This window comes from Actinomadura sp. RB99, from assembly GCF_014706005.1.
Lineage (GTDB): Bacteria > Actinomycetota > Actinomycetes > Streptosporangiales > Streptosporangiaceae > Spirillospora.
In genome coordinates this window covers 59,496-82,731 of record NZ_JABMCA010000026.1, presented here as the reverse complement: position 1 = coordinate 82,731, position 23,236 = coordinate 59,496, and the positions used below count along the sequence as shown (strand labels likewise).

Annotated in this window: 19 protein-coding genes, 1 pseudogene and 1 riboswitch; of the genes and pseudogenes, 15 read left to right on the top strand and 5 right to left on the bottom strand. The window is 72.4% G+C overall.

All coding sequences use genetic code 11. The features are described from left to right. Positions 1 to 133: 133 nt before the first annotated feature. The 3 genes from amrb99_RS23285 to amrb99_RS23275 all read left to right on the top strand — a co-directional run bounded on the left by amrb99_RS23285 (position 134) and on the right by amrb99_RS23275 (position 4,056). A complete protein-coding gene (locus tag amrb99_RS23285) occupies positions 134 to 427 on the top strand; it encodes a chaplin family protein (RefSeq protein ID WP_190859500.1) in 294 nt (97 codons plus the stop codon). 319 nt (positions 428 to 746) lie between these two features. Beyond that, positions 747 to 1,520, top strand: coding sequence for an ATP-binding cassette domain-containing protein (locus tag amrb99_RS23280; RefSeq protein ID WP_190859498.1), 774 nt, complete (start codon positions 747 to 749; stop codon positions 1,518 to 1,520). A gap of 4 nt (positions 1,521 to 1,524) precedes the next feature. Then, entirely contained in the window at positions 1,525 to 4,056 is a 2,532-nt protein-coding gene (locus amrb99_RS23275; RefSeq protein ID WP_190859496.1) for an FtsX-like permease family protein, read from the top strand. A 263-nt stretch (positions 4,057 to 4,319) separates the two neighbouring features. On the opposite strand, the gene amrb99_RS23270 is transcribed toward amrb99_RS23275, so the two are convergent. Next, complete coding sequence (locus tag amrb99_RS23270; protein WP_190859494.1) at positions 4,320 to 4,583, bottom strand: hypothetical protein; 264 nt, start codon at positions 4,581 to 4,583, stop codon at positions 4,320 to 4,322. Between the two features lie 325 nt (positions 4,584 to 4,908). On the opposite strand from amrb99_RS23270, the gene amrb99_RS23265 reads away from it, so the two are divergent. The 5 genes and pseudogenes from amrb99_RS23265 (at position 4,909) to amrb99_RS23240 (ending at position 10,905) form a co-directional block, all read left to right on the top strand. Further along, on the top strand, positions 4,909 to 5,847 hold the full coding sequence (locus tag amrb99_RS23265) for a DUF2520 domain-containing protein (RefSeq protein ID WP_190859492.1): 939 nt from the start codon (positions 4,909 to 4,911) through the stop codon (positions 5,845 to 5,847). Between the two features lie 277 nt (positions 5,848 to 6,124). Next, positions 6,125 to 6,991 carry a pantoate--beta-alanine ligase gene (gene panC, locus amrb99_RS23260; RefSeq protein WP_190859490.1) on the top strand — a complete coding sequence of 289 codons (867 nt, stop codon included), beginning with the start codon at positions 6,125 to 6,127 and terminating at the stop codon, positions 6,989 to 6,991. After that, the gene (panD, locus tag amrb99_RS23255; RefSeq protein ID WP_190859488.1) at positions 6,991 to 7,407 is read left to right on the top strand and encodes an aspartate 1-decarboxylase; all 417 of its coding nucleotides are present in this window, start codon (positions 6,991 to 6,993) and stop codon (positions 7,405 to 7,407) included. Before panC ends, panD begins: the two co-directional genes overlap by 1 nt. Before the next feature lie 158 nt (positions 7,408 to 7,565). Beyond that, a pseudogene (locus amrb99_RS23250) lies at positions 7,566 to 10,108 on the top strand (L-aspartate oxidase). 14 nt (positions 10,109 to 10,122) lie between these two features. Further along, positions 10,123 to 10,905: a type III pantothenate kinase gene (locus amrb99_RS23240; RefSeq protein ID WP_190859481.1), complete on the top strand. Its 783-nt coding sequence runs from the start codon at positions 10,123 to 10,125 to the stop codon at positions 10,903 to 10,905. Here the strand turns inward: amrb99_RS23240 and amrb99_RS23235 are convergent. After that, positions 10,880 to 12,157, bottom strand: coding sequence for an MFS transporter (locus tag amrb99_RS23235; protein WP_190859479.1), 1,278 nt, complete (start codon positions 12,155 to 12,157; stop codon positions 10,880 to 10,882). The two genes, amrb99_RS23240 and amrb99_RS23235, sit on opposite strands and share 26 nt — an antisense overlap. Positions 12,158 to 12,241: 84 nt before the next feature. Here amrb99_RS23235 and amrb99_RS23230 point away from each other — a divergent pair, with 84 nt between their 5' ends. Next, positions 12,242 to 13,207: a LysR family transcriptional regulator gene (locus tag amrb99_RS23230; protein ID WP_190859477.1), complete on the top strand. Its 966-nt coding sequence runs from the start codon at positions 12,242 to 12,244 to the stop codon at positions 13,205 to 13,207. Then, positions 13,204 to 14,694 carry a bifunctional lysylphosphatidylglycerol synthetase/lysine--tRNA ligase LysX gene (gene lysX, locus amrb99_RS23225; protein WP_347256807.1) on the top strand — a complete coding sequence of 497 codons (1,491 nt, stop codon included), beginning with the start codon at positions 13,204 to 13,206 and terminating at the stop codon, positions 14,692 to 14,694. Before amrb99_RS23230 ends, lysX begins: the two co-directional genes overlap by 4 nt. A 22-nt stretch (positions 14,695 to 14,716) precedes the next feature. Here the strand turns inward: lysX and amrb99_RS23220 are convergent, their stop codons facing one another. Together amrb99_RS23220 and amrb99_RS23215 are read right to left on the bottom strand one after the other, a co-directional pair. Further along, positions 14,717 to 15,958: a cytochrome P450 gene (locus tag amrb99_RS23220; RefSeq protein ID WP_190859476.1), complete on the bottom strand. Its 1,242-nt coding sequence runs from the start codon at positions 15,956 to 15,958 to the stop codon at positions 14,717 to 14,719. A gap of 75 nt (positions 15,959 to 16,033) precedes the next feature. Next, positions 16,034 to 17,056: a LacI family DNA-binding transcriptional regulator gene (locus amrb99_RS23215; RefSeq protein ID WP_190859474.1), complete on the bottom strand. Its 1,023-nt coding sequence runs from the start codon at positions 17,054 to 17,056 to the stop codon at positions 16,034 to 16,036. 493 nt (positions 17,057 to 17,549) lie between these two features. On the opposite strand from amrb99_RS23215, the gene amrb99_RS23210 reads away from it, so the two are divergent. Next, on the top strand, positions 17,550 to 17,762 hold the full coding sequence (locus tag amrb99_RS23210; RefSeq protein ID WP_151543542.1) for a LuxR C-terminal-related transcriptional regulator: 213 nt from the start codon (positions 17,550 to 17,552) through the stop codon (positions 17,760 to 17,762). Between the two features lie 299 nt (positions 17,763 to 18,061). Here the strand turns inward: amrb99_RS23210 and amrb99_RS23205 are convergent, their stop codons facing one another. Continuing rightward, entirely contained in the window at positions 18,062 to 19,039 is a 978-nt protein-coding gene (locus tag amrb99_RS23205) for an NlpC/P60 family protein (protein WP_347256806.1), read from the bottom strand. A gap of 3 nt (positions 19,040 to 19,042) precedes the next feature. Next, positions 19,043 to 19,232: riboswitch (cyclic di-AMP (ydaO/yuaA leader) on the bottom strand. 322 nt (positions 19,233 to 19,554) lie between these two features. On the opposite strand from amrb99_RS23205, the gene amrb99_RS23200 reads away from it, so the two are divergent. The 4 genes from amrb99_RS23200 (at position 19,555) to amrb99_RS23185 (ending at position 22,958) form a co-directional block, all read left to right on the top strand. Next, positions 19,555 to 20,091 (top strand): amino-acid N-acetyltransferase, encoded by a 537-nt coding sequence (locus amrb99_RS23200; protein WP_190859602.1) that lies wholly within the window; start codon positions 19,555 to 19,557, stop codon positions 20,089 to 20,091. 6 nt (positions 20,092 to 20,097) lie between these two features. Then, the gene (locus amrb99_RS23195; protein WP_190859471.1) at positions 20,098 to 20,985 is read left to right on the top strand and encodes an RDD family protein; all 888 of its coding nucleotides are present in this window, start codon (positions 20,098 to 20,100) and stop codon (positions 20,983 to 20,985) included. Positions 20,986 to 20,992: 7 nt separating this feature from the next. Continuing rightward, on the top strand, positions 20,993 to 21,673 hold the full coding sequence (locus tag amrb99_RS23190; protein WP_190859469.1) for an RDD family protein: 681 nt from the start codon (positions 20,993 to 20,995) through the stop codon (positions 21,671 to 21,673). A gap of 961 nt (positions 21,674 to 22,634) precedes the next feature. Continuing rightward, complete coding sequence (locus amrb99_RS23185; RefSeq protein ID WP_151543546.1) at positions 22,635 to 22,958, top strand: Lsr2 family protein; 324 nt, start codon at positions 22,635 to 22,637, stop codon at positions 22,956 to 22,958. The last annotated feature ends 278 nt before the right edge of the window (positions 22,959 to 23,236 follow it).

The following is a 23,236-nucleotide window of genomic DNA, read 5'->3' as shown; positions in this document are numbered from 1 at the left end:
ACTATTTGCCGTCATGCTGGGCCGCACTATTGGATTACCGCAGAGTAGCTGGGTAACTACCGTACGCGACGCCCTCTGAGGGGGGCTCTGGAAATATTCGCTTCGGGCCCTCGGCCCGGTACGGAGGACTCTCGTGTTCAAGAAGCTCGCCGCCACCGGCATCCTCGGTTTCGCGGTCGCCGGCTCGGTTCTGGCCGCGGCCCCCGCGTACGCCGGGGGCTGGGACCACGGCCACGGTCATGGCAAGGGCCATGGCCACGGTGGCCAGTTCAACGGCAACCACACCAGTGGCAACTTCTCCATCCTGGGCGGCAACCAGATCAACGCCCCGATCTCGATCCCGATCGACGTGTGCGGCAACGCCGTCGCCGTCGTCGGCATCGCGGGCGCGGGCTGCAAGGGCGGCGCGTCCGTCGACAACGGCTGATCCGCCGCGCCGGGCGCGCAACGGCCCGGCACCGAGGCGCCGGAGGTCCCACGGGGGCCTCCGGCGCCTTCGCGTCCGTGCCCCGGTGACGGGATGTGCTGGTCAGGGCGCACGTGCAGAGGGGTCCGACGTGGCGGGGGACGGGCGGGCGCCCGCGGCGGGTCGGCGGAACGGGTGACGGGTGCGTACGCCTCAGGTCGTACGCCGCGCGCCGGGGCAGCCGGAAAGCTGACACGGAGCGGAGCCGCTCGGCCGATGGCAGCGGCGGCGCGGATTCCTAGCGTTGATCACGGTCGTATCCGTCCACGAAGGAGTCGCCGTGACCAGCACGTTCACCAGCCCGTCCGGGGGAGCGCCCCATGCCGCGGCACCGCCGGCGGTCGCCGCCGCCGGGGTGTCCAAGGTGTACGGGTCGGGCGACGCGGCCGTGCGGGCGCTGCACGAGGTCAGCGTCGGGTTCGCGCGCGGCGCGTTCACCGCGATCATGGGCCCGTCCGGGTCCGGGAAGTCCACGCTGATGCACTGCCTGGCGGGGCTGGACACGGTCACCGCCGGGCGGATCGTGCTGGGCGACGCGGAGATCACCGGGATGGGCGACCGGCAGCTGACGATGCTGCGCCGCGAGCGCGTCGGGTTCGTCTTCCAGGCGTTCAACCTGCTGCCGACGCTCACCGCCGAGCAGAACATCCTGCTGCCGCTGGAACTGGCGGGCCGCAAGCCGGACCGGGCCTGGTTCGACCAGGTCGTGGACGTGGTGCGGCTGCGGGACCGGCTCGGGCACCGGCCGAGCGAGCTGTCCGGCGGCCAGCAGCAGCGCGTCGCGTGCGCGCGGGCGCTCGTCGCCCGCCCCGAGGTGATCTTCGCGGACGAGCCGACCGGCAACCTGGACTCGCGCGCGGGCGCGGAGGTGCTGGGGTTCCTGCGCGCCTCGGTCCGCGAGATGGGCCAGACCATCGTGATGGTCACGCACGACCCGGTGGCGGCGTCCTACGCCGACCGGGTGGTGTTCCTGCGCGACGGCGTGATCACGTCCGAGCTGCTGGAGCCGACGCCGGACGCGGTGCTGGACCGGCTGAAGAGCCTGGGGGCCTGACCCGATGCTGAGGACGACGCTGGCGGGCCTGCGGGCCCACAAGCTGCGCCTGCTGCTGACGGCGGTGGCCATCACCCTCGGCGTGGGCTTCATCTCCGGCACGTTCGTGCTGACCGACACGATGAACCAGGGCGTCGCGCGGACGTTCGCGCGGTCGGCCGACAAGGTCGACGTCGCGGTCCAGCCAGACGCGAGGACGGACACCGGCCCGAAGGACGAGCCCGGCATCCCGCTGGGCGTTCTCGACCGCGTCAAGGCGGTGCCGGGCGTGACGCAGGCGCAGGGCACGGTGCGCGGCGACGCGGCGCTGGTCGGCAAGGACGGCAAGACGGTCGGCGACCTGCCGACCGTGGGGATCTCGGTGCCGTCCGGGAAGCTGCTGCGCTACGACGTCACCAAGGGCAGGACGCCGTCGGGCGCGTCCGAGGCGGTGCTGGGCAAGGACCTCGCGGACCGGTCCGGCTACAAGGTCGGCGACGCGGTCACGGTCCTGGACCACGCGAACCGCCCGCACCGCTTCACGGTCGTCGGGCTCGTCGACTTCGGCATCGACGAGGAGGCGGGCTACCGGGGCGGCGTCGGTTTCGACGCCGCGACCGCGCTCGCGATGACGGGCGTGAAGAAGTACCAGGAGATCGACGTCCTCGGCGGGACAAAGCCGGCGGTGAAGGCCGCGGTCGGCGGCGAGTACGAGGTCTACACCGGCAAGGAGCTGGGGAAGCGGCTCGCGGACTCGGCGGGCGCCGACACCGAGATCATCCAGGCCGGCCTGCTGATCTTCGGGCTGGTCGCGATGCTGGTCTCGGCGCTGGTCATCTACAACACGTTCTCCATCCTGATCGCGCAGCGGATGCGGGAGATGGCGCTGCTGCGCTGCGTCGGCGCGACGCGCCGGCAGGTGTTCGGCGGGGTGGTCACCGAGGCGTTCGCCGTCGGGCTGGCGGGGTCGGTGCTCGGCATCCTCGCCGGGGTCGGGCTCGGCGCCGGGGCGGTCGCCGTCATGGCACAGGTGAACGACAGGGTGCGGATGGACGGGGTCGCCCTGTCGGCCCGGACGGTCGCGATCGGCCTCGCGGTGGGCGTGGTGGTGACCGTCCTGTCCGCGCTGCTGCCGGCGCGGGCGGCGACGCGGGTCGCGCCCGTCGCGGCGCTGCGCTCGGAGACGGAGCCGGGCGGTGGCCGGTTCCGGCTCGGCCCGATCCGGACGGCGCTGGCCGTGCTGCTCGGCGCGGCGGGCCTCGGCCTCGGCGTCATGGGGTCGGTGACCATGGAGAAGGGCCAGACGGCGATGTACACGGTCGCCCTCGCGGGGGCCGTGTTCTTCCTCGCCGTGGTGACCGCGATGCCCGCCCTGGTGCGCCCGCTCGGACGCCTCGCCGGGGCCGTCCCGGCGCGGCTCGGCGGGGTGCCGGGACGGCTCGCGGTGGCGAACGCGCGCCGGTCCCCGCGCCGCACCGCCACCACGACGATCGCGCTGACCGTCGGCATCGGGCTGATGAGCCTGTTCGCCGTCGTCGCGGCCAGCAGCAAGGCGACGTCGGCGGAGAAGCTGGCCGAGCAGTACCCGGCCGAGTTCCAGGTGCAGACGCGGACCGGCGACGGCGGCGGCCGGGCGCCGCAGGGCCTCACCGAGGCGCTCCGGAAGCGGCCGGAGTTCTCCCACGTGTTCGAGCTGCTGGCCAAGGACGCCAAGGTCGACGGCAAGGAGACCAACGTCGCGAGCCTGACCGGGTCGGCGCTCGGGACGGTGCTGAAGCCGAAGCTCGTGCACGGGTCGGCGTCCGCGCTGGCCTCGGGCGGGCTGAAGCCCGGGACCGGGATCGTGGAGCAGGGGGTCGCGAAGCGGCACGGCATGAGCGTCGGGCAGACCGTCCGGGTCCGGACGGCGCACGGCACCGCCCCGGTGCGGATCGCCGCGGTGTTCAGCACTCCGGCGACCACCCTCGGGGCGCTGGTCGTCCCCGAGGCGGACTTCACCCGCTACTTCGCGGCGCCCGACGACTCGGCGATCTACATCAAGGACCGGGACGGGGTGCCCCCCGACGCCGCGCGCAAGGCCGTCGAGGTGGCGGCGCGCCCCTACCCGGCCGCGAAGGTGTACTCGTCCGCCGAGTTCGAGAAGAGCGTGAGCGACGCCATCGACATGATGCTGATGATCTTCGGTGGGCTGCTCGGGCTGGCGATCGTCATCGCGCTGTTCGGGATCGCCAACACGCTGACGCTGTCGGTGGTGGAGCGGACCCGCGAGTCGGCGCTGCTGCGCGCCCTCGGCCTCACCCGGCGGCAGCTGCGCCGGATGCTGTCGGTGGAGGCGCTGGTCATGGCCGTGATCGGCGCGGTCACCGGGGTCGTGCTCGGGGTGGCGTTCGGCTGGGCGGCAACCAACGCGATGGAGGACGGCGCGATCTTCTCGCTGCCCTACCTCCAGGTGGTCGGGTTCGTGCTGCTGGCGGGCGCGGCGGGGGTGCTCGCCGCGGTGATGCCGGCGCGCCGCGCGGCCAAGGCTTCGATCGTCGAGTCCCTCGCCCACGACTAGCCGCACCGGCGACCGGCCGCACCGGCGACCGGCCGCACCGGTCAGCCGCACCGGCCGGTGGCGGAGGGATGAGCACGGAGCGTGACGAGCGCCCGGATTCGGAGAGTCACCGAATCCGGGCGCGTCGCGTCACGGACACTCCCTTCGCCGCGCCGCGGGGACGGCGTTGCGGCGGGGCGAAGGCTCCGCGGGAACCTCCCTAGGGGCGGCCGGGAAGGGTCCGGCCCCGGGCCGCCGGACGGCCCCGCGGCGGCGTCACCTCGTCACCAGCGGTGCCCGATCCAGCCGCCGGCGCCGCTGTGGTTGTGCCGGTTGTGCACGTGGTTGCCGTTGCAGCCCGTCCCGGACTGGCTTCCGACGGAGACCGAGCCGCAGGTCACGCCGTAGCCGCCGACGATCAAGACGTTCGTCGTGTTGCCGACGGCGGTGTTGTGGTTGTAGGTGTCGGCGTTGGCCGGGACGGCGGCGAAGGCCGTCCCCGCGAGGGTCGCGACGACCGCGCCGGTCTTGAGGGCTGTTCTGATCAAAGTCTGCTCCATCTCGTCGGGGGCGGAGCGCCCTGGTCATTGCTGCCATTCACCTTGCGTGACGACGTCGTCACAATCATGGTTACGCCCCGGTTCCGGGCCGCCGCAAGGGTTCACGATCCGTGACCCGCGAAGTGTGGCCCGCCCGCCGACGGAGGCGTTACGGCGGGTAGCCGGATCATCACCGATGTGTGATGGTGTTCGTGGCGCCCGTACCGTCAAGGCGTCACCGGAGCACCGGAAGACCCACCGGAACGCGCGCCCGGGACCCGCGGGTACGCTGGGCGCGCACGTCCGGTACCCAACTGAGGACTGGAACGAACAGATGGACCCATTCACGCCTGACTCCGCCGCGCCCGGAGACGGGCCGGAGGCCGGGGAGACGCGGCCCGAGGACCGGCCCGCCCGGCTCGCCGTCGGCGTCGTCGGCGCGGGACGCGTCGGCACGGCCCTCGGCGCGGCGCTCGCCCGCGCCGGCCACCGCGTGGTCGCCGCCGCCGCGGTCTCCGACCGGTCCCGCGAGAGGGTGGAGGAGCGGCTGCCGGGTGCGGCCGTCGTCACCCCGCAGGACGCGGTGGCTGCCGCCGACCTGGTGCTGCTGACCGTCCCCGACGACGCGCTGCCGGAACTCGCCGCTGGCCTGGTCGCGGCGGGCGTCCCCGTCACCGGGAAGCTCGTCATGCACACCAGCGGGCGGTACGGGTCCGCCGTCCTGGACCCGCTGACCCGCGCCGGGGCGCTGCCGCTCGCGCTGCACCCGGTCATGACGTTCACCGGGCGCCCCGACGACGTCGACCGGCTGACCGGCATCTCGTTCGGCGTCACCGCGCCCGAACCGCTGCGCCCGGTCGCCGAGGCCCTCGTCGTCGAGATGGGCGGCGAGCCGGTGTGGATCACCGAGGAGCGCCGCCCGCTGTACCACGCGGCGCTCGCCGGCGGCGCGAACCACCTGGTCACGCTGGTCGTCGAGGCGATGGACCTGCTGCGCACCGCGGGCGTCGGCGAGCCCGGCCGGATGCTCGGCCCGCTGCTCGGCGCCTCCCTCGACAACGCGTTGCGGCTCGGCATCGACGGCTTGACCGGCCCGGTCGCGCGCGGCGACGCCGGAACGGTCGCCGACCACGTCGCCGAGCTCGGGAAGGTGTCGGCGGAGAGCCGCCGCGCCTACATCGCGCTGGCCCGCCTCACCGCCGACCGCGCGCTCGCCGCGGGACTCCTCAAACCCGAGGCCGCCGAGCGCCTCCTCGAAGCGCTGGCCGACTGACGGCCGGGCCGCCACCGCATGCCGAGGACGCCATGGACGCCGTGGCCGCCGTGGACGCCGGGCACCGGACCGCCGGCGGCGAGCGACCGCCGGACCACCGGCGAGCACCGAACAGCACTGACGAGCACCGAGCAGGACCGACGAGCACCGAGCAGGACCGACGAGCACCGAGCAGGACCGACGAGCACCGAGCAGGACCGACGAGCACCGAGCAGGACCGACGAGCACCGAGCAGGACCGACCAGGGAGGATCAGTGAGCGAGCCGGAGGACGCGTCGTGACGCCCGTCATCGCCGCGACGCGCGAGGAGCTGGCCGCCGCCCGTGCCGACGCGAAGGGCACGCTGGCGCTCGTCCCCACCATGGGGGCGCTGCACGAGGGGCACCGGTCGCTGATCCGCGAGGCGCGGCGCCGCGCGGACGCGGTGGCGGTCAGCATCTTCGTCAACCCGCTGCAGTTCGGCCCGAACGAGGACTTCGACCGCTATCCCCGGACGTTCGAGGCGGACCTTGAGGCGTGCGCGGCGGAGGGCGCGGACATCGTGTTCGCGCCGTCCCGCGAGGTCATGTACCCGGGCGAGCCCGAGGTCACGGTCAAGTCCGGCCCGATGGGCGAGCGGGTGGAGGGCGCCGCGCGCCCCGGCCACTTCGACGGAATGCTCACGGTCGTCCTGAAGTTGTTGAACCTGGTGCGTCCGGACGTGGCCGTCTTCGGGCAGAAGGACGCGCAGCAGCTCGCGATGATCCGCCGGATGGTCGCGGACCTGAACGTGCCGGTCGAGATCGTCGGCGCCCCGACCGTCCGCGAGCAGGACGGGCTGGCCCTGTCGAGCCGGAACCGGTACCTGTCCGAGGGCGACCGGCGCACCGCGCTCGCCCTGTCCAGGGCGCTGTACGCGGGCGTGGACGCGGCGGACGAGGGCCCGGACGCGGTGGTCGCCGCTGCGGGCGCCGTGCTGGACCAGGCGGCCGCCGCCGACCCGCCGCTCGAACTCGACTACCTCGTGCTCGTGGACCCGTCCACGTTCTTGCAGGTCACGACCGGTTACACCGGTCCGGCCGTGCTCGCCGTCGCGGGTCGCGTCGGCTCCACCCACCTGATCGACAATCTGCCCCTCCAGCTCGTCACCCCGAAGGAGCGCTGATGTTCCGGACGATGTTCAAGTCGAAGATCCACCGCGCCACCGTCACCCAGGCGGACCTGCACTACGTGGGCTCGCTCACCCTGGACCAGGACCTGATGGACGCCGCGGACCTGCTGCCCGGCGAGCAGGTGCACATCGTGGACATCGACAACGGCGCCCGCCTGGAGACCTATCTGATCGCGGGCGAGCGGGGCTCCGGCGTGATCGGGATCAACGGTGCGGCGGCCCGCCTGGTGCAGCCCGGCGACCTGGTGATCATCATCGCGTACGCGCAGATGACCGACGCCGAGGCGCGCGAGTTCGAGCCGCGCGTGGTGCACGTCGACCGCTCGAACGCCATCGTCTCCCTGGGGTCCGACCCGGCCGAGCCGGTCCCCGGCGGCGACGACGTGCGGGGCGACCTCGTGGCGCGCTGAGGACGCGGCGGCAGCGGTTCAGGGCGGCCGCGCACCTCCCGTGAGGGGGTGCGCGGCCGCCCTGCCATCTGGGGATTCATCCCGAAGGCGGGGGCCGGGCATCCGAGCCCGCCGGGGATAATGTCACAATGACGAGAACCGAACCCCGAGGAGGGCTCATGATCCCTTCCGTTCTCGACGCCCCCGCCCCCGGCTGGACGGCCGACGCCGACGTCGTCGTCATCGGCTCCGGCATCGCCGGTCTCGTCGCGGCGCTGCGCTGCCGCCCGCACGGGCGCGTCCTTCTCGTCACCAAGGCGCTGCTCGACGCCGGGTCCACCCGCTGGGCGCAGGGCGGCATCGCCTCCGCCCTCGCCCCCGACGACAGCCCCGAGGAGCACCTCGCCGACACCCTCACCGCCGGGGTGGGGCTCTGCGACGAGGCCGCCGTCCGCGTGCTCGTCACCGAGGGCCCGGACGCCGTCCGCGGGCTCATCGACCTCGGCGCCGCGTTCGACCGCTCCGGCGACGGGGAGATCGCGCTGACCCGCGAGGGCGGCCACCATCGCCGCCGCATCGCGCACGCCGGCGGCGACGCCACCGGCGCGGAGATCAGCCGCGCCCTGCTCGCCGAGCTGAAGGACTCCGGCGTCGAGGTCATCGAGCACGCCCTGGTCCTCGACCTGCTGAAGGACGCCGCCGGGCGCGCCGCCGGGATCACCCTGCACGTGATGGGCGAGGGCCAGCCGAACGGCGTCGGCGCCGTCCGCGCCCGCGCCGTCGTGCTCGCCACCGGCGGCCTCGGCCAGGTGTTCTCCGCCACCACCAACCCCGAGGTGTCGACCGGCGACGGCGTCGCGCTCGCGCTGCGCGCCGGCGCCGCCGTGGCCGACCTGGAGTTCGTCCAGTTCCACCCGACCCCGCTGTGGCTCGGCGAGGACGCGCGCGGGCAGCAGCCGCTGATCTCCGAGGCCGTCCGCGGCGAGGGCGCCCACCTGATCGACCACTCCGGCGAGCGGTTCATGGTCGGCCGCCACGAGCTCGCCGAACTCGCCCCGCGCGACGTCGTCGCGAAGGGGATCATGAACCGGATGCGGGAGACCGGCGAGCCCTGCATGCTGCTGGACGGCCGGCACTTCGGCGCGGCGATGTGGGAGCGGCGGTTCCCGACCATCCTGGCGGCGTGCCGGCACCACGGCATCGACCCGGTGACCGAGCCGATCCCGGTCGTCCCCGCCGCCCACTACTCCAGCGGCGGCGTCCGCACCGACCTGTACGGGCGCACGTCGGTGCCCGGCCTGTACGCGTGCGGCGAGGTCGCCTGCACGGGCGTGCACGGCGCGAACCGGCTGGCGTCCAACTCCCTCCTCGAAGGGCTGGTCTTCGCTGCCCGCATCGCCATCGCCCTCACCGACGACCTGGCGGCCGCCGAGTTCGCCGGCACCGCCGCGCCGCCCGACCCGGCCGCCTCGCCCACCACGGCGACCTCGCCCGGCGCGGCGGCGGAGGCGCCCCGGGCCGGTGGGCTGGTCGACCCGGGGGCGCGGAGCGAGATCCAGCGGATCATGACCTCGCACGCCGGGGTGCTGCGGGGAGCCGAGGGGCTCGACACGGCGGCGCGCGAGCTTGCCGCGCTGCCGCACGGCGGCGCGGAGCCCGGGGTGGAGGCGTGGGAGGCCACGAACCTGCACACCGTGGCGTCCGCCATCGTCGCGGCCGCCCGGCTGCGCGAGGAGACGCGCGGCAGCCACTGGCGGCAGGACTTCCCGGAACGTTCCGACGCGGGCTGGCGCGGGCATCTGGTCACGCGGCTGGCGGGGAACGTCCTGACGACGGCATACGAACCTCTGGAAGGGGACGACCAGTGACACCCGAACTCTCGCAGCGGCTCAAGGACGCCGGGCTCGATCCACAGGCTGTGGAAAACCTCGTCCGGACGGCCCTGGAGGAGGACGGCCCGGTCGACGTGACCAGCGAGCCGATCTTCGCACCGGAGTCGGCCTCGGCCGGGGACTTCCGGGCCCGGGAGGCGGGCGTCGTCGCCGGGATCCCGGTGGCCGCGGTCGTGTTCGAGCTGCTGGACGTCGCGTACGAGGCGAAGGCGGCGGACGGCGACCGGGTCGTCCCCGGGCAGGTGCTGATCTCCGTCGAGGGCCCCACCCGGGCCGTACTCCGCGCGGAGCGGACGGCGCTGAACCTGCTGACCCACCTGTCCGGGATCGCGACCGCCGCGCGCCGCTGGACGGACGCGATGGAGGGCACGAAGGCGAGGGTCCGCGACACCCGCAAGACCCTGCCGGGCCTGCGCGCGCTCCAGAAGTACGCCGTGGCCTGCGGCGGCGGCGTCAACCACCGGATGGGCCTGCACGACTCCGCGCTGATCAAGGACAACCACGTCGCGGCGGCCGGAAGCGTCACCAAGGCCTACGAGGCGATCCGCGCGGTGTACCCGTCGCTGCACGTCCAGGTCGAGTGCGACACCCTCGAGCAGGTCGAGGAGGCGCTCGCGGTCGGCGCGAAGAGCATCCTGCTGGACAACATGACCGACGCGGAGATGGCCGAGGCGGTGCGGATCGTGGCGGGCCGGGCGGAGCTGGAGGCCAGCGGTGGGCTTACCCTGGAGCGGGCCCGAGACGTCGCCGTGACCGGGGTGGACTACCTTGCCGTCGGTGCGCTGACGCACTCGGCGCGCGTGTTCGACATCGGCCTTGACTTCTCCTGACCAGCGGGGACCGGATGCTGCTCACCATCGACGTCGGTAACACCCACACCGTCCTCGGGCTGTTCGAGGGCGAGGAGGTCATCGAGCACTGGAGGATCAACACCGATCCGCGGCGCACCGCCGACGAGATCGCGGTGGTCCTCCAGGGCCTGGTCCAGCAGAGCCCGCTGCTGGCCGAGACCGACATCAGCGGCATCGCGCTGTGCTCCACGGTCCCGTCCGTCCTGCACGAGATGCGGGAGATGTGCCGCCGCTACTACGGCGACGTGCCGGCGGTGATCGTGGAGCCCGGCGTCAAGACCGGCGTCCCCGTCCGGATGGACAACCCCAAGGAGGTCGGGGCCGACCGCATCGTGAACGCGCTGGCCGCCGTGCACACGCACGGCGGCCCCGCGATCGTGGTCGACTTCGGCACCGCGACGACGTTCGACGCCGTCTCGGCGAAGGGCGAGTACGTGGGCGGCGCCATCGCCCCGGGCATCGAGATCTCGATCGACGCGCTGTCGTCGCGCGGCGCGCAGCTGCACAAGATCGAGCTGGTCCGGCCGCGCAGCGTGATCGCGAAGAACACGGTGGAGGCGCTGCAGTCCGGGATCATCTTCGGGTTCGCCGGGCAGGTGGACGGGATCGTCGAGCGGATGTCGGAGGAGCTGACCGACGAGCCCGACGAGGTGACCGTGATCGCGACCGGCGGCCTCGCGCCGCTGGTGCTGGAGGAGTCCCGCAGCATCGACGTGTTCGAGCCGTGGCTCACGCTGATCGGGCTCCGGCTCATCTACCAGCGGAACACTCCCTGACCTCGGGAATCTCCGGGACCGGGCCCCGCGCGGCGGGCGCCCGGCCGGGAACGCGCGGCTGCCGGGAGACGTAAACGAGGCACGTGGCCGCCAGCGCCGCCATCGCGGTGAGGGCCGCGCCGAGCGGGACCGCCTTGGCCAGGACGGTCAGCAGCAGCGGCGCGAACATCCCCACGTAGACCAGGGCGTAGGCGACGGCGGTGAGGCCCGCGAGCTCGCCGGGCGAGGCGATCCGGGCGACCTCGCCGAGGCCGTAGGTCAGGACGAACCCGTACCCGGCGCCGAGCGCGACCGCCGCCACCGCGTTGATCTCGGGCAGGCCGGTGGCGATGGTCAGCGCGGCCAGCAGCAGCCCGCCGATGATCGCGCCGAGGCCGGCGCGGGCGACGAGCCGCGGATGCCGCGCCTCCAGCCGCCGGGCGACGGGCTGCGCCGCCATCCCGGACGCGAGGGTGAGCGCTGTGATGGCGCCCGCGTAGGCGATCGGCAGGTGGTGGACGGGGACGACCGCTGGCAGCAGCGCGAACGCGCTGACCGGTGCCGTGAACGTCCAGATGGCGACCGGTGCGATCGTCCGGCGGAACGCGGGATTGCGGACTCCCGACAATCCGAACCGTCCCCGTCCGGACGTGGCGGGTCCTCCGTCAGGGCCTTCCGCTGAGCTGCTCTCGTGTGCGCGCGGGACGTGGGTCTCCGGCACGCGGAACGCGGGCGGCACCGTCAGCAACATGATCAGCAGGTGCGGAAGGTACGCGGTGACCAGCGGGTGCGGCGCCCACTGCGCGACCAGCGCGGACACCAGCGGGCCCGCGCCGAAGCCCGCCGAGACGGCGAGCGCCGTCATCCGGGTCCCGGAGACGGGCGTCAGCTCCTTCACCCACGCCGTGCCCGCGGCCAGGACGGCCCCGGTCACGACCCCCGCGAGCAGGCGGCCCGCGTACAGCAGCGGCGGCGCCGCGACGCCCGCCATCAGCACCAGCGTGACGAGCGCGGACAGGCACGCGAACGGCAGCGCGATCCGGCGCCTGCCGTACCGGTCGGACGCCGGGCCGCCGAGGACGAGCCCGGGCACGAGACCGAGCGCGTACACGCCGAACATGGCCTGCGCGCCGCCGTCGCCGAGATGCAGCCGGTCGGTGTAGAGCCCGAGCAGCGACGCGAACTGGTTGGCGCCCCAGCCGACCCCGAACATGATCGAAGCGACCGGGAGCCAGCGGGCGGTACCGGACGGAAGGGACGGATCGCTGGTCATGATCCCTGTCTAGAACGTCCTGAACCGTCCTCCTCCGCCGCTTCGCGATTCGTGAACGGCCCCCGGCCGGTTACCGTGACGAGCATGGAACTGCGTGAGCTGGCCTCCTTCCTCGCGGTCGTCGAGGAAGGGCAGTTCGCGCGGGCCGCGGCCCGGCTGTTCCTGTCGCCGCCCGCGGTCACCGCGCACGTCCAGCGGCTCGAACGGGACCTCGGCGTCCGGCTGTTGGAACGGTCCCCGCTGCGGCTCACCGAGGCGGGGCAGCGGTTCGTCCCGCACGCAAGGGCCGCCCTCGCGGCCGTGGACGCCGCCGCCGACGCGGTCGCCGACCTGCGCGGCGACGACGACGGCGCCTTCCGCGTCGGCGTGATGGGGCACGGCTCCGCCGAGCTGACACCCGCCATCGTCCGCGCGTTCCGGCAGGCCCGGCCCGGCGTCCGGCTGACGATCATGCCGCTGGACTTCACCGAGCACGTCTCCGCGCTGGTGGAGCGGAAGGTGGACGTCGCGTTCGTGCGCCCGGCGCCCGACGACGACCGGATCGCCAGCGACGTGCTGACCACCGAGCCGCGGATCGTCGGCGTCCCGGCGGACGGCCCCGTCGCGGAGGCCGGCGCGCTGCGCCTCGCCGACGTCCTCGACCTGCCGATCGTCGCCGTGCCCGACATCACGCCGAGCGTGTTCACCGACTACCTGTACTTCACCCCGGCGGTGAACGGCGAGCGCGGGCGGCGCGGCCCGGACGTCGCCCGCCACCCGCAGGACGTGATGCTCAGCATCGCCGCCGGGCGCACCGTCGGGTCGGCCCTGCGGTCGTTCGCCCGCTTCTACGCGTGGCCGGGCGTCCGGTACGTCCCGATCCTGGACGCGCCGTGGGACAGCAGCGTCCTCGCGACCCGCCGCGGCGACACCGACCCGCGCGTCGCCGCGTTCCGCGCGATCGCCGCAGCCCTGGCCCGCGACCTCGGACCCCTCGTCTCGGCCGGGCCGGGCGATCACCCCGAACTCGTTCGCGGGGCGTCCGGTGGGCTGGATAGCCTTGAGCCGTGAGTGACGAGACCCTCGATGACCTTCCGGAGCAGATGCGCGTGCGCCGGGAGAAGCTCGACCGCCTGCGCGAGGCCGGCGTCGACCCCTATCCGGTGACCTTCCCGCGCACGGCGACGATCGCCGAGATCCGGGAGAAACACCCGGACCTGGAGCCGGGCACCGAGACGGGCGAGAAGGTCGGCGTCACCGGTCGCGTCATGCTGGTCCGCAACACCGGCAAGCTGTGCTTCGCCACCATCCGGGACGGCTCCGGCGACCTGCAGGTCATGCTGTCGCTGGCGAAGGTCGGGCAGGAGCAGCTCGACTTCTGGAAGCGCGAGGTGGACCTCGGCGACCACATCGGCGTCGAGGGCGAGGTGATCACCTCCAAGCGCGGCGAGCTGTCCGTGATGGCGGACCGGTTCGCGATCACCTCCAAGTGCCTGCGGCCGCTGCCGGAGAAGCACGCCGGCCTCACCGACCCCGAGGCCCGGGTGCGGCAGCGCTACGTCGACCTGATCGTCAACGACGAGGCCCGGAAGATGGCGCGGATCCGCAGCGCCACCGTGCGCGCCGTCCGCGACTTCTGGCACGAGGAGGGGTACCTCGAGGTCGAGACCCCGATGCTGCAGCCGATCCACGGCGGGGCGGCGGCGCGTCCGTTCAAGACGCACATCAACGCCTACGACATGGAGCTGTACCTGCGGATCGCGATCGAGCTGTACCTGAAGCGGCTCGTCGTCGGCGGCATCGAGAAGGTCTTCGAGATCAACCGCAACTTCCGCAACGAGGGCGCCGACTCCACCCACAACCCCGAGTTCACCATGCTCGAGGCGTACGGGACGTACCTCGACTACAACGACATGGCCGACCTGACCCAGCGGATGTACCAGAAGGCGGTCGTGGCCGCCCTCGGCACGTCGGTGGTCGTCCACGACGGCGTGGAGATCGACCTCGGCCTTCCCGAATGGCCGCGGATCACCCTGTACGGGTCGGTGTCGGAGGCGCTCGGCGAGGAGATCACCCCGCACACGCCGATCGAGACCGTCCGCAAGCTCGCCGACGCCCGCGGCATCAGCCGGGACCCCAAGTGGGGGCAGGGCAAGCTCGTCCAGGAGATCTTCGAGGAGCTGATCGAGCACACCCTCGTCCAGCCGACGTTCGTCATGGACTACCCGGTGGAGACCTCGCCGCTGACCCGCCAGCACCGGCGCGAGCCGCTGCTGACCGAGAAGTGGGACCTGATCGGGTTCGGCACCGAGCTCGGCACCGCCTACTCCGAGCTGGTCGACCCCGTCGAGCAGCGCCGCCGGCTCACCGAGCAGTCGCTGCTGGCGGCGGGCGGCGACCCCGAGGCGATGCAGCTGGACGAGGACTTCCTGCGCGCGCTGGAGTACGCGATGCCGCCGACCGGCGGGATGGGCGCCGGCATCGACCGGATGATCATGGCGTTCACCGGCAAGGGCATCCGCGACACGATCCTGTTCCCGCTGGTCAAGCCGGAGTAGCAGGCGCGGAGCGGCCTGCCGGTCACCCGATCCGGACCGGCAGGTCGCGCAGGCCCCGCAGGACGAGGTTGTCGCGGTACACCAGGTCGCCCTGCTCGAGGTCGCCGTGGTCGGCGGCGAGGGCCACGTCGCGTTCGAACAGCTTCCGCAGCGCGATCTGCCCCTCCAGGCGGGCCAGCGGCGCGCCGAGGCAGAAGTGGATCCCGTGCCCGAACGACAGGTGGCGCGGCGCGTCCCGTCCCTCGGCGTAGCGGAGCAGGTCGAGGCGGTCCGGGTCGGCGAACACCGACGGGTCCCGGTTCGCGGCGCCCGTCAGGAGCAGGACGAGCCGCCCCCGCTCGAACAGCGTGCCGCCCAATTCGACGTCCTCCAGCGCGGCCCGCAGCGTCAGCTGGACGGGCGGGTCGTAGCGGAGCAGTTCCTCCACGGCCGCGACGTTCTCCGGACGCTCCCGGAACAGCGCGAGCTGCTCCGGATGCCGCAACAGCGCCAGCGCCCCGTTCCCGATCAGGTTGACCGTCGTCTCGTGGCCCGCGACGAGCAGCAGCACGCAGGTCGCGAGCAGCTCCTCCTCCGACAGGACGTCGCCGCCGTCCGAGACGCCCACGAGCGCGCTCAGCAGGTCGTCGCGCGGGGCCGCGCGGCGCTCGGCGGCCAGCTCGCGGAAGTACGCGGCGAACTCCGCCCGCGCCTCGTCGCGCAGCGCGATCTCCGCCTCGGGCAGCAGGAAGTCGGGGTCGAGACCGCGCGCGAGGGCGTCCGACCAGCCCTTGAACAGGTCGCGGTCGCGCGGCGGCACGCCCAGCATCTCGCTGATCACGATGACGGGCAGCGGGTACGCCAGCGCGGCGATCAGGTCGACCTCGCCGGACGCCGCGTCCAGCAGCTCGTCCACCAGCGCCTCGACGCGCGGCCGCAGCCGCTCGACCAGCCGCGGCGTGAACGCCTTGCTGACGAGCCTGCGCAGCCGCGTGTGGTCGGGCGGGTCCATCGTGAGGAACGACCGGTTCCGCTGCGGCGCGTCCCGCCACAGGCCGCCGTTCTCGGGCCGGTGCCCGAACCGCGGGTCCCGCAACGCCGCCTCGCACAGCTCGTAGGACGTGCTGACCCACAGGCCGACCGCGGTCCGCTGAAGCCTCCCGCCCGCCGCGAGCCCCCGGTAGTGCGCGTAGGGGTCGGCGCGGAAGGCCGGGTCCGACGGGTCGAACCCGAGGATCGCCGCCGCCTCCACGTCCTGCGCGGCCTGTTCCCTGGTGTCCTCCATAGGCCAAGTCACGCGGATCTCAGACAGCATGTCAATAGCGGCGGGGAGCGGGCGGCGGTGATCGGCGCCGGGAGGTCAGGCGGACTCGCGCACCACCAGTTCGGGGCGGAGGACGACCTGGCGGTGCTGGTGCGACCGGCCCTCCCGGTTCTCGGCCATGGCCAGCTCCGCGGCCTCCCAGCCGAGCGCCCGCCGCGGCTGCTTCACCGTGGTCAGCGGCACGGCGGCGCTGGCGGCCAGCTCGATGTCGTCGTAGCCGACCACCGCGATGTCGTCCGGGACGCGCGCGCCGAGCCGGGTCAGCTCGTTGATCAGGCCGATGGCCAGCAGGTCGTTGGCGCAGAACACGCCGTCCGGCCGCGGCGTCATCTCCAGGAGAAGCCGCGCCGCGAGCCGGCCCTCGGTGGGGCTCAGCGCGCCCTGGACGAGCACGGGCGGCTTCCCGCGGCCCGCCTCGACGAGCGTGCGGGCCGCGCCGTCGCGCCGCTCGACGCACGGCTGCGGTTCCGGAGCACCCGTGACGAACACGATCCGCTCGCGGCCGATGCCGAGCAGGTGCGCTGCGGCCAGCTCCCCGCCGGCGACGTGGTCGACGTGGACCGCGCACGCGTCGGTGACGTCCCGGTCCATCAGCACGACGCTCAGCCCCGCGGCGCGCAGCCGCCGGATGCGCGACTTGCCCAGCCCGACCGGGACGATCAGGGCGCCCGCGGCGTGCTGCTCCTCCAGCAGTTCCAGCGAGCGCGCCTCCTTCGCGGCGGAGTGGTCGCTCGACAGCCAGAGGGCGTCGTGGCCCGACGCGTTCAGCGCCTCCTCGGCGCCGCGCACGACGTCGGCCGCGTACGGGTTGGTGAGGTCCTCGACGACGACGCCGAACGCGCGGCGCGGCTCGTCGCCGAACTCGCCGGCGGTGCGGTCGGGGCCCGTCCGGAGCCGCCGCGCGGACTCGTTGCGGACGAATCCGAGCTCCTCGATCGCCTCGCGCACCCGGTTACGGGTTGCTTCGGCCACGAGATCTGGCCGGTTTAGGACATTCGAAACGGTCCCAACCGAGACCCCGGCACGCCGCGCGACCTCGCGAATACTGGTCTGTGGCACGTCGCTCCTCGTCCGCCCCGGTGGTGTTTTCCCAGGTAGCTGGGCTTTCCCCTGTCAATCCCCGAAAACCCGGTCACGTATTGCGACCATTCGGGCACAGACAGCACGTAATCAGCGCTTGACGGGCCGGATCCGGCCGCCTAGCGTTCCGAGCCGAAGCGTAGCTTGAAACGATTCACGATCTTCGTCCGCGGCGAGATCCGGTGAGTCCAACGAGGAGGGAGCGGGTTCGGAACCGACGACCCAGACCCGACCCTGACACGTGGCCAACGAGTGAATCGTCACCCGGAGTTCCCCCGCACGACCCCGCAATCGGCCCATCGGCCACCTCCGGCCAAGCTCGCGAGACGGAAAAGGAACCCGACCCGATGATCTGAGTCCGGAAGGCTCCGGACCCGGCAACCCAACGCATGCAGTTCGAGGGCCCAACCCGTGCCTGTGCAGCGGACGGCTGCATCCCCGCGGTCATCAACCACGGACGAGGGAGGACGGAGTGGAAACAGCCACACTCGATTTCGGGCTGAGCGACGAGGAGATCAGGTTGCTCGCCCAGATCGCCAGCGGTGTCACCGCTGATGTGGCGGCGCGCAAGCTGGAACTGAGCGCACGGACCTTGCGCCGCAGGTTGCGGAACATCTGCGACCGGCTGGAGGTCAACACCCCTATCGAGGCCGTGGTGTGGGCGGCCAGAAGGCAGCTCATCTAGCGCGACCCGACGACGCCCGTCAGGGGACGGCGGGCGTCATCACCCGGAAACCAGCCCGACCGGAAGCAAGTCCAGCGATACGAACTCGTCCGACCCCGCAGCGGCGGCGCCCTACGCCCGGCAGGTAGGTCCCTGCAAGAGCGCAGCGCCGCCGCGGACGCAGTTCACATCACCTTGCACCGGGCTGTCTGGTGCCGGCTCTCCAGCCGGCACCCGCCGCTGCCGCGTGTTCTGCGGCCATCGGCTCTGCTGCCGACGCGTCTCTAGGGGCGTCTGTCGTGCGGGCGTCTGCCGAGCGCTCAGGCGACGCGGACCACGCCGGCGATCGGCCGACCGGCCAGGGACGCGATGCGGACGACGTCGCCGGTGTGCGGGGCGTGGATCATCTTGCCGCCGCCCACGTACATCCCCATGTGGTGCAGGTCGGAGTAGAAGAAGATCAGGTCGCCCGGCTGCATCTGGCTCTCCGAGACGTGGGTCCCGGCGTTCCACTGGCTGCCGGTGTAGTGCGGCAGGTTGATGCCGACCTGCTTGTAGGCCCACATCGTCAGCCCCGAGCAGTCGAACGTGGTCGGCCCCGCGGCGCCCCAGACATAGGGGCTGCCGAGCTTGCTCATCGCGTACCGCAGCGCCTCCGCGGCCTTGCCCTCGCCGATGACGGGCAGCTTCGCCAGCAGGGACGGGTCCTTCTTGACGGCCTTGCCGCGGACCTTCTCGTAGGCGGTGGTGACCTTCTTCTTCTGCGCGGTGAGCTGCGCCTTCAGCTGCGTGACCTGCTGGGCGCGCTCCTCGGCGGACTTGCGCGCGCGCTGGGCGGACTGCATCGCCTGCATGAGGCCGAGGACCTGCGTGCTGTCCTGGGTGGCGAAGTAGTTGAGGGTGGCGGCGCGGTCGAGGACGACCTGCGGGTCCTGGGCGGAGATGAACGAGACCGTGGGGTCGGTGCCGCCCTGCATGTAGCTCGTGGCGGCCAGGCTCCCGACCTTCTCGCGCAGGCCCTCCAGGGACTTCTGCTGGCGCTCGGCGTTGCCGGCGGCGACCTTGGCCGCCTGCTGCGACTGCTCCAGCTTCACCTTCAGGCCGTTGTACTGCTCGGTGAGCTTCTCCAGCTGGTCCGCCAGCTTGAACGCCTGGTCCTTGAGCTCCTTGGCCGACGGGTCGGGGTCGGCGTGCGCCATCGAGAGCGAATGCGGGACCACCACGTGGGGCGTGATGGAAAGGGCGACGAGCGCGCCGGCGATCGTGAGCGCCCGGACACGGAAACGAGCCGTCCGCACCAAATCTCCTCTCCTCGTCCGCCTACCGAGTTAGCTGACGGGTTCGGGCCGGAGCAGCCCGTCCGCTGGGCGCGCGCATCCCTCCACGCGGCTGCGGATTCACCCCAGACGGCATCGGCTCAGGGTGCTCCCCCGAACGCTCCGAAAGTGGGTCCCCGGCTCCTCGGGGCGCTGGTTGCGGCCCGTGGACTCGGCGGTCCGGCCTCCGCCTCGCGGAAGGCCGGTGTCAGAGCGGGACACTAACGGAAGCGCCATTGGATGCCAACCAGAACATGCGAATTCGCAGGTCGTGGCGGACGGTACGGGGGGTAAGCGGCGGTTGCGGACGGCACCGCTCCGGCCCGCCGCGGCGCCCGCGGCCCGGCACCTGTCAAGCCCCGGGCCACCCCCGGCCAGACCCGGAGCCCCCTCGGCCACGTCCCGGAGTGCCCCTCGGCCACGTCCCGGAGCAGCGCCGGACCGGTGCCGGGTGGCCGCCGGTGGCCGGGGACGGGCGGCGAGTTCGGTAATCTCGCCTGTTTGTGGAAGTCGTCATCAGGCGTGCGCGCACCGCCGACGTTCAGGGGATTCGCAGGCTGGTCGATCTGTACGCGGGATCGGGCCGTCGCCTGCTCAAGAAATCGACGGTGAAGCTCTATGAGGACGTCCAGGAGTTCTGGGTCGCCGAGGACGTCCAGGGCGCCGGGCCGGGGGAGTCCGGGCCCATCGTCGCCTGCGGGGCGCTGCACGTGATGTGGGAGGACCTGGCGGAGGTCCGCTCGGTCGCGGTGGACAAGGGGTACGGCGGCCGCGGGCTCGGGCACCGCATCGTCTCCAAGCTCCTGGAGACGGCACGGGAACTCGGCGTCCGGCGGGTTTTCTGTCTTACCTTCGAAGTGGAGTTCTTCGCACGACACGGCTTTCAGCAGATCCTGGGTACTCCGGTGGCGCCCGAGGTGTACGAGGAACTCCTCCGCTCCTACGACGAAGGCGTGGCAGAGTTCTTGGACCTCGACAGGGTCAAGCCCAATACGTTGGGCAACACACGGATGTTGCTTCGCCTGGAGGACTGACCCCACATGAGCGATTCCCCCAACCGCGGCCAGCCCTACGGGTCGTCGCAGGGGCCGGGCTCGTACGGCCCGCCGCCCCCCTACCAGGGTCCCCCGCAATGGCAGCAGCCCGAGCGGCAAGGCCAGGCTCAGCCGCCCGCACAGCAGTGGCAGTCACAGCAGCCGCAACAGCCCCAACAGCAACAGTGGCAGCAGCAACAGCAATGGCAACAGCAGCAGCCGTCGCAACAGCAGTGGCAGGAACCCCAGCAGGACCAGTGGGGGCAGCCCTCGTACGAGTCCTATGAGCCGTCCTACGACCAGTACGGCGGTTCCTCGGGCGGCGATATGCCGCTGGCGCCGATCCTGCGGCGCGCGGGGGCCCGCCTCATCGACAACACGCTCGTGGCGGCCTTCGGCTTCGCGCTCGTCCTCCCCATCACGGTCGGCGCGTTCGGGCTGGGGAAGCCCGGGAGCAAGACGGAGGACGACGGCGGCATCTGGAACTGGCCGATCATCTTCACGCTGTTCGCCGTCCTGTCCGTCCTGCCGTTCATCTACGAGGCCGTACAGCTGTCCATGTGGGGCCGGACGTTCGGCAAGCGCTTCTTGGGCATCGGCGTCGTCCAGGCCCGTCCGGCCGGGAACCAGCTGACGACGACGCAGGCCGTCTGGCGGGCCGCCATCACCCACGTGGGGTACCAGCTCGGCGTCTTCTTCTTCCTTGTCCTCGCCGTGATGGTGTGGCAGTACTTCGCCTACGGGATGCTGCTGGTCTGGGCGGGCGCGCTCATGGCGTACCTGTGGGCCATCTGGGACCAGCCCCTCCACCAGGCCCTGCACGACCGCGTCGCCGGCACCCTCGTCATCGACGAGCGCGCGGGATACGGCGAGTACGCCGAGTACGCGGAGTAGGTCCGCGATGGCGACTCCCCGAACGCCCGCGCAGGGGTCGGATGAGCCGTCCGGGACCGGGAGCGCCCTCCCGGACGGCGAACCTGCGCTGTACGGCCACCCCGCCGCTGATCCCGCCGATGACCTCGCCGCTGATCCTGTCGATGACCCCGTGGAGGGCGCCGCGGGGGAGGGGCCGGCGCTCGCCGAACCCGGGCAGCGCCTGCTGGCGCGCATCGTCGACACCCTCGTGGTCGGCCTGCCCGTCATCATCGTCGTGAAGGAGTTCGTGTCCGGCCACCAACTCGATGTCGTCGCACCGCCCGCCGTGGCGGGCTGCATGCTGCTGTACGAGGCCGTGCAGCTCGCCCTGTGGGGGCAGACCCTCGGCAAGCGCTTCGCGGGGATCCAGGTCGTCCCGGACCCGTCCGTCCCTGAGGGTGCCCTCACGGGCGCGGAACGGGCCGCGGCCCCTGAAACCTTCGCCGGTGCGCCTGAGGGCGGAGACGGCCGTCCGAGCGTCCTGCGGGCCGTGTTGCGGGCCGCCGTGTACTCCGTGCCGATCGCGCTGCGGCCCGTCCACATTCTCGGCCTTCTGGCGAGCCTGTTCTGGGTGGCGAACGCCGGGTTCATATACGAGGGGACGCACCGCAGGGCCGTCCATGACAGGCTCGCCGGCACCCTGGTCGTAAAACGCCGCACGCCCTGATTCACCGGCGTTTGCGGCACTCTCGGAGTTGGCGGCGCGCCGTCCCGGGCGCGTCCGCCCCCGGCACGCGCTGATCACGTCGAGCGCCCGCGCGGGGCGCCGCGCGGCTTTGCCCCGGCCCTGCGGGCCGCAGGGCTTTGGGGAGATCCTCGCGCCGTTTCGGACACCGGACTTCGCCGGGCAATGCCAGCTCGTTCCCGGCGTGTTCAGGTTACGGGCGGGATTCCCGGAGGATGTGTCTCGTGCCGGAAGGCCCCTCCGGTTTGGAGTTGCTTCCCGGTGCGCACGGAGTCGGCGTTCATTGGCCCCGCCGCACTTAGTCGGGATGGGACGCCGTCTCGCGTCGACCGGGCACCGAGGCGGAATCTGCCGCTTATCCCCCGATTTCGGGATGGACTGGTATCGGCGGGGTGACGCTCCGCCATCCCGCCGCCAGTTCCCGAGCGCCGGAAGGCAACAGATTTTCGTCCCGGCATCGCGACCCGTAATCCCTCGACATCCGCCGGTAGCGGCGCTGCGGTCCCGGTCGGGCGGGCTCCGGGCCGGTCTGCCGGGTATTCCGGGCGCGTGCCCCGGTTAGTGCCGTTACGGCAGGGCTAATCGTCGGCAAGCGGTGCGGGTGTGCCCACCCTGTTAAGGTCCCGGTGGAACCTTTTCCAGTCGAGGTCCCCCCGACGGAATGCCTCGGCGCCCCGATACCTGGTCCAATGCGCCTTCGCCGGCCCAGGTCAGCGCCGTGCGCCGTGACGCCGGTCACCCCGAAATCCGCGGCCCTGTCCGTCCCCGGTAATTGAACGGCGCCCCATCCGCCCGGCCCGCGCCGCCCTCCGCGCACCGGTGGTCATGCCGTTACCGGCCGCCAAGGGATGTTCATCCTCGACTTGAATTGTCATCCGCAGACTTCCCGGTATATCTTTGTCAACCGAATGCATAGTTTGCTCCAGCCGAAAGGTCTGTCCCCATGGCACAGAAGGTTCAGGTGCTTCTCGTCGACGACCTCGACGGTGGCGAGGCGGACGAGACCGTAGCGTTCTCGATCGACGGCGCCTCCTACGAGATCGACCTCAGTGGCGCCAACGCTAAGAAGCTGCGGGATTCTCTGCTGCCGTTCGTGGAGAAGTCGCGCAAGGCCGGCACGGTCAACAAGCGGCGCCGCCCGCGCGGCGCGTCCAGCCGCGAGCGCAGTGCCGAGATCCGCGCCTGGGCCAAGAACAATGGCATCAAGGTCAACGAGCGCGGCAGGATCCCGGCCACCGTGATCGAGCAGTACGAGGCGGCGAACTGACCCGCCACCCCCGCGCCGGCGGCCCGTCTCCCTCCATGAGACGGGCCGTTCGCTTGTGGCGTAGCGCCCGCCCGGTTTCCCGTCCGCCCGGGCGAGGTACACCGGGACTTCGCCCCCATTCGGCGATCCTCGGACGCGACCCCGAACGACCTGCGGAAAGCCCCCGTTCGCTTGGGGCGTAGCGGGAACATGACGCACCGATGCGGTAGTTGGATGAGACTGAACAGCGCTTAGCTGGGGAACGTCTCCTGGTGGGAGTGCACCGGGCGGCCTCCTCG